Annotated in this window: 3 protein-coding genes; all 3 read left to right on the top strand. The window is 69.1% G+C overall.

Annotated features, from left to right (window positions below; translation table 11 throughout):
* Positions 1–341 (top strand): DciA family protein (locus FRW57_RS16290; RefSeq protein WP_152186489.1); only part of this gene is annotated, 341 nt, incomplete at its 5' end.
* A gap of 385 nt (positions 342–726) precedes the next feature.
* On the top strand, positions 727–2,775 hold the full coding sequence (gyrB, locus tag FRW57_RS16285) for a DNA topoisomerase (ATP-hydrolyzing) subunit B (protein ID WP_238384442.1): 2,049 nt from the start codon (positions 727–729) through the stop codon (positions 2,773–2,775).
* Between the two features lie 140 nt (positions 2,776–2,915).
* Positions 2,916–5,576 carry a DNA gyrase subunit A gene (gyrA, locus tag FRW57_RS16280; RefSeq protein ID WP_238999462.1) on the top strand — a complete coding sequence of 887 codons (2,661 nt, stop codon included), beginning with the start codon at positions 2,916–2,918 and terminating at the stop codon, positions 5,574–5,576.
* Positions 5,577–5,647: the final 71 nt, after the last annotated feature.

The raw sequence follows: 5,647 nt of genomic DNA, 5'->3' as shown, positions 1-5,647 counted from the left end.
TGCTCGGCGACCAGCTCGACCGGCTGCTGCTCGACCGCGGCTGGAACGCCGACGTGGCGGCCGGCTCGGTCATGGGCCGCTGGCCCTCGATCGTCGGGGCCGACGTCGCGGCGCACTGCGCGCCGGTGACCTTCGAGGACGGCATACTCACGGTGCGCTGCGACTCGACCGCCTGGGCGACCAACCTGCGGCTGATGTCGGCGACCCTGATGGGCCGGATCGAGCAGGAGGCCGGTGAGGGCGTCGTGACCGAGCTGCGGGTGCACGGGCCGAGCGCTCCGTCGTGGAAGCGCGGCCCCCGGCGGACGCCCGGTCCCGGGCCGCGAGACACCTACGGCTGAACGGCGGTATGGCGCGCTCGCGCCCCGTCTCGTGTGTCGGGACACAGGACTACCCCGGATCGTGCCGGATTTTGCCGTTTCCGGGCCTCCAGTGACCGGTTCCCATTGCCTGGGGCGGTAGGATGGAGGAGTACAGACGGCCTTGCCGCCGCGCCGCGTGCGTGCCCCTCCCGGGTGTCCGGCGCGTTCGACACAGGCCGTTCTCCGTGTCCGCGATCCGCCGTGAGACGCGCCGCAACGCCAAAGGAGCACCGTGTCCGAGGTCAGCCCTGACGACAACTTTGAGCACGCAGAAACCCCCGACCTGTCGGTGACCCCGCCCGTCGGGGGGACGGGGGACCAGACCGAAGGTGCGGACGAGATCCCGCAGACCCCGGCGCACGAGGTGACGCGGGAGGCCCAGACCGGCAGCCTCGCCAGCGCGCCGGCCTATGACGCCAACGCGATCCAGGTGCTCGAGGGCCTCGAGGCGGTCCGCAAGCGACCGGGCATGTACATCGGGTCCACCGGCGAGCGTGGCCTGCACCACCTGGTGACCGAGATCGTCGACAACTCCGTGGACGAGGCGCTGGCCGGGTATGCCGATCACGTCGACATCACGCTGCTCGCCGACGGCGGCGTGCGGGTGCGCGACAACGGCCGCGGCATCCCCACCGACATCCACCCGATCGAGAAGGTCTCCGCGGTCGAGCTCGTGCTCACCCAGTTGCACGCGGGCGGCAAGTTCGGCGGTGGCGGCTACAAGGTCTCCGGCGGCCTGCACGGCGTCGGGTCCTCGGTGGTCAACGCGCTGTCCAGTCGGCTCGAGGCCGAGATCCGGCAGAAGGGCCACCGGTTCACCATGGACTTCGAGCTCGGGGTGCCGACCGCGCCCCTGCAGGACCGCGGTGAGCTCGACGACCCTGGCGAGACCGGCACCACGATCACCTTCTGGGCCAGCCCGGAGATCTTCGAGACCACGACCTACGACTTCGAGACGCTGCGGTCGCGCTTCCAGCAGTACGCGTTCCTCAACAAGGGCCTGACCATCACGCTGACCGACGAGCGCCCGGTCGCGGCGCCGGTCGCCGACGACCCGGACGCTCTCGAGGAGGACGTGGACGAGGCCGAGGAGTCCACGCCCGACAAGCCGCGCACCGTGTCCTACCGGTATGACGAGGGGCTGGTCGACTACGTCAAGCACCTCAACTCCTCCAAGCGCAGCGAGGCCGTCAACGCGGAGATCATCGACTTCGAGACCGAGGACACCGAGCGGGTCATGTCGCTCGAGATCGCGATGCAGTGGACCTCGGCCTACTCCGAGTCGATCCACACCTACGCCAACACGATCAACACCCACGAGGGCGGCACCCACGAGGAAGGCTTCCGCGCGGCGCTGACCAAGCTGGTCAACGACTTCGCCCGCCGGCAGAACCTGCTCAAGGACAAGGACGACAACCTCACCGGTGACGACGTCCGCGAGGGCCTGACCGCGGTCATCTCGGTCAAGCTCGGTGAGCCCCAGTTCGAGGGTCAGACCAAGACCAAGCTCGGCAACTCCGAGGTCAAGGGCTTCGTCCAGCGCGCCGTGACCGACGAGTTCGGGCACTGGCTCGAGGCCCACCCCGGCGAGGGCAAGGAGATCGTGCGCAAGGCGATCCAGGCCGCCGCTGCCCGGCTCGCTGCCCGCAAGGCGCGCGAGGCGACCCGACGCAAGGGCCTGCTCGAGACCGGCGGCCTGCCCGGCAAGCTGCGTGACTGCCAGAGCAACGACCCGACCATCTCCGAGGTCTTCATCGTCGAGGGCGACTCCGCCGGCGGCTCGGCGGTGCGCGGTCGCAACCCGCACAACCAGGCGATCCTGCCGATCCGCGGCAAGATCCTCAACGTCGAAAAGGCGCGGATCGACAAGATCCTCGCCAACAACGAGGTCCAGGCGCTCATCTCGGGTTTCGGCACGGGCATCGGTGAGGACTTCGACATCACCAAGGCGCGCTACCACAAGATCGTGATCATGGCCGACGCCGACGTCGACGGCATGCACATCCGAACCCTCTTGCTGACGCTGCTCTTCCGGTTCATGCGGCCGCTGATCGAGGCGGGCTACGTCTACCTCGCCCAGCCACCGCTCTACCGGCTGAAGTGGAGCAACGCGCCGCACGAGTTCGCCTACAGCGACCGCGAGCGCGACGCTCTGGTGCAACGCGGTATGTCGGCCGGTCACCGCCTGCCCAAGGACGCCGGCATCCAGCGCTACAAGGGCCTCGGCGAGATGGACTACCAAGAGCTGTGGGACACCACGATGAACCCGGAGCACCGGATCCTGTTGCAGGTGACCCTCGACGACGCGGCTGCCGCCGACGAGATGTTCTCCGTGCTCATGGGTGAGGACGTCGAGAGCCGGCGGCAGTTCATCCAGCGCAACGCACGGGACGTCCGCTTCCTGGACATCTGATGAGCGGCGCCCGAGGCCACGGCACAGAGGGCGCCGCCACACGACATACGAAATGACTGGAAGACAAGGGAACTCGAGTGACTGACCAGACTCCCCCGATCGAGCACGACCGCACCGAGGCCGTTGACATCAACACCGAGATGCAACGCAGCTACATCGACTACGCGATGACGGTGATCGTGAGCCGGGCGCTGCCGGACGTGCGCGACGGGCTCAAGCCGGTGCACCGCCGCGTCGTCTACGCGATGTATGACGGTGGCTACCGGCCCGACCGCGGCTACAACAAGTGCTCGCGCGTCGTCGGTGAAGTGATGGGTCAGTATCACCCGCACGGTGATTCGTCGATCTACGACGCGTTGGTGCGGCTCGTGCAGGACTGGTCGCTGCGCTACCCGCTCGTCGACGGGCAGGGCAACTTCGGTTCGCCGGGCAACGACGGTGCCGCGGCGCCGCGATACACCGAGTGCCGGATGACACCGCTCGCGCTCGAGCTGGTGCGCGACATCGAGCGCAACACCGTTGACTTCAAGGACAACTACGACGGCAAGACGCAGGAGCCGGTCGTCCTGCCGAGCCGGTTCCCCAACCTGCTGGTCAACGGGTCGGCGGGCATCGCGGTCGGCATGGCCACCCAGATCCCGCCGCACAACCTGCGCGAGGTGTCCGCGGCGGCGCAGTGGCTGCTGGAGCACCCGGAGGCGACCCGCGAGGAGCTGCTCGCCGCGGTGATGGAGCGGGTCCCCGGACCCGACTTCCCCACGGGCGCCTTGATTCTCGGTCGCAAGGGCATCGAAGAGGCCTACCGCACCGGACGCGGGTCGATCACCATGCGCGCGGTGGTCGAGGTCGAGGAGATCCAGGGCCGGCAGTGCCTGGTGGTCACCGAGCTCCCCTACCAGGTCAACCCGGACACGCTGGCACAGAAGATCGCCGAGCTGGTCAAGGACGGTCGCCTCGCGGGGATCGCGGACCTGCGCGACGAGACCTCGGGACGCACCGGTCAGCGCCTCGTGATCGTGCTCAAGCGCGACGCGGTGGCCAAGGTCGTGCTCAACAACCTCTACAAGCACACCCAGCTGCAGCAGACCTTCGGGGCCAACATGCTGGCCCTGGTCGACGGGGTGCCGCGCACTCTGCCGATCTCGGCGTTCATCCGCCACTGGGTCGAGCACCAGGTCGACGTCATCGTACGGCGGACCACCTTCCTGCTCAAGGAGGCCGAGGAGGCCATCCACATCCTGCGCGGGCTGCTCGCGGCCCTCGACGCGCTGGACGAGGTCATCGCCCTGATCCGGGCCTCCGCGACGGTGGAGGTCGCGCGTGACGGCTTGATCGAGCTGCTCGACATCGACGAGATCCAGGCCCGCGCCATCCTCGACATGCAGCTGCGGCGGCTCGCGGCCCTGGAGCGGCAGAAGCTGATCGAGCGGCACGACGAGCTGCAGCGCCAGATCGACGAGTACACCGCGATCCTCGCAAGCCCGCAGCGGCAGCGGCAGATCATCAGCGAGGAGCTGGGGGTCATCGTCGACAAGTACGGCGACGAGCGACGCACCCGGATCGTGCCCTTCGACGGCGACATGTCGATGGAGGACCTCATCCCCGAGCGGGACGTCGTCGTGACCATCACCCGGGGCGGCTACGCCAAGCGCACCCTGGTCGACCTCTACCGCTCCCAGCGGCGCGGCGGCAAGGGCGTCAAGGGTGCCTCGCTGCGCGGCGACGACATCGTCGACCACTTCTTCACGACGACCACCCACCACTGGCTGCTCTTCTTCACCAACCTGGGCCGGGTCTACCGCGCCAAGTCCTACGAGCTGCCGGAGGCGGCCCGCGACTCCAAGGGGCAGCACGTCGCCAACCTGATGGCCTTCCAGCCGGGTGAGCAGATCGCCCAGGTGCTCGCCGTCAAGGACTACGAGAGCTCGCCCTACCTGGTGCTGGCGACCGAGCGCGGCCTGGTCAAGAAGACGCGCCTCGCCGACTACGACTCACCGCGCAGTGGCGGCCTGATCGCCGTGAACCTGCGCGACGGTGACGAGCTCGTGGGTGCCGGGCTGGCTTCCGCGGACGACGACCTCATGCTGGTCTCGGTCAAGGGCCAGTCGGTGCGCTTCCCGGCCGACGACGCGACGCTGCGACCCATGGGCCGCGCGACGAGCGGCGTCACCGGGATGAAGTTCCGTGAGGGCGACCGGCTGCTGTCGATGAACGTGATCGAGCAGGGCACCGACCCCTCCGTCTTCGTGGTCTTCGAGAACGGCCTGGCCAAGCGCACGCTCGCGTCGTCCTACCGCGTGCAGGGTCGCGGCGGTCTTGGCATCAAGGTGGCGAAGGCGTCCGACAAGGGTGGCCACCTGGTCGGCGCCCTCACGGTGGACGAGGACGACGAGGTCATGGTCGTGATGGAGCGCGGCAAGATCGTGCGCTCGCGGGTCGACGAGGTGCACCTCACCGGCCGGGACACGAGCGGTGTGCGGTTCGCGACCCCGGACAAGAGGGACTCCATCGTCGCCGTCGCCCGCCAGGCGGCACGTCTGGTCGAGCTCGAGGAGGAGGCTCCCGACGGCGACGTCACCGACGGCGTGGTCGCGGCCGATGCCGAGGCCGAGGTGACGACCGAGACTGCGGACATGGCTGCGACGGACGACGCGACGGACGAGGCACCGGACGGCGCCACGGGCGCGGGTGGCACAGTGGACGTCGCCGATGCCGTACCGTCAGAGCAGGCGCAAGACGCGTCGGCCGACGACCAGGCGGACCGGGACGAGCAGGGCGGCGACGCGGGAGGTAGCCAGTGAGCACCAACGAGCAGGGCAAGCGGCCCTCGGGCCGGCCCGCGCCCCAGGCAGGGGCCGCGGCGACCCAGCAG

It is taken from the genome of Segeticoccus rhizosphaerae (assembly GCF_009192725.1).
Classification (GTDB): Bacteria; Actinomycetota; Actinomycetes; order Actinomycetales; family Dermatophilaceae; genus Segeticoccus; species Segeticoccus rhizosphaerae.
The sequence above is the reverse complement of the archived record's forward strand: the minus strand, read 5'-3'. Positions and strand labels throughout refer to the sequence as shown.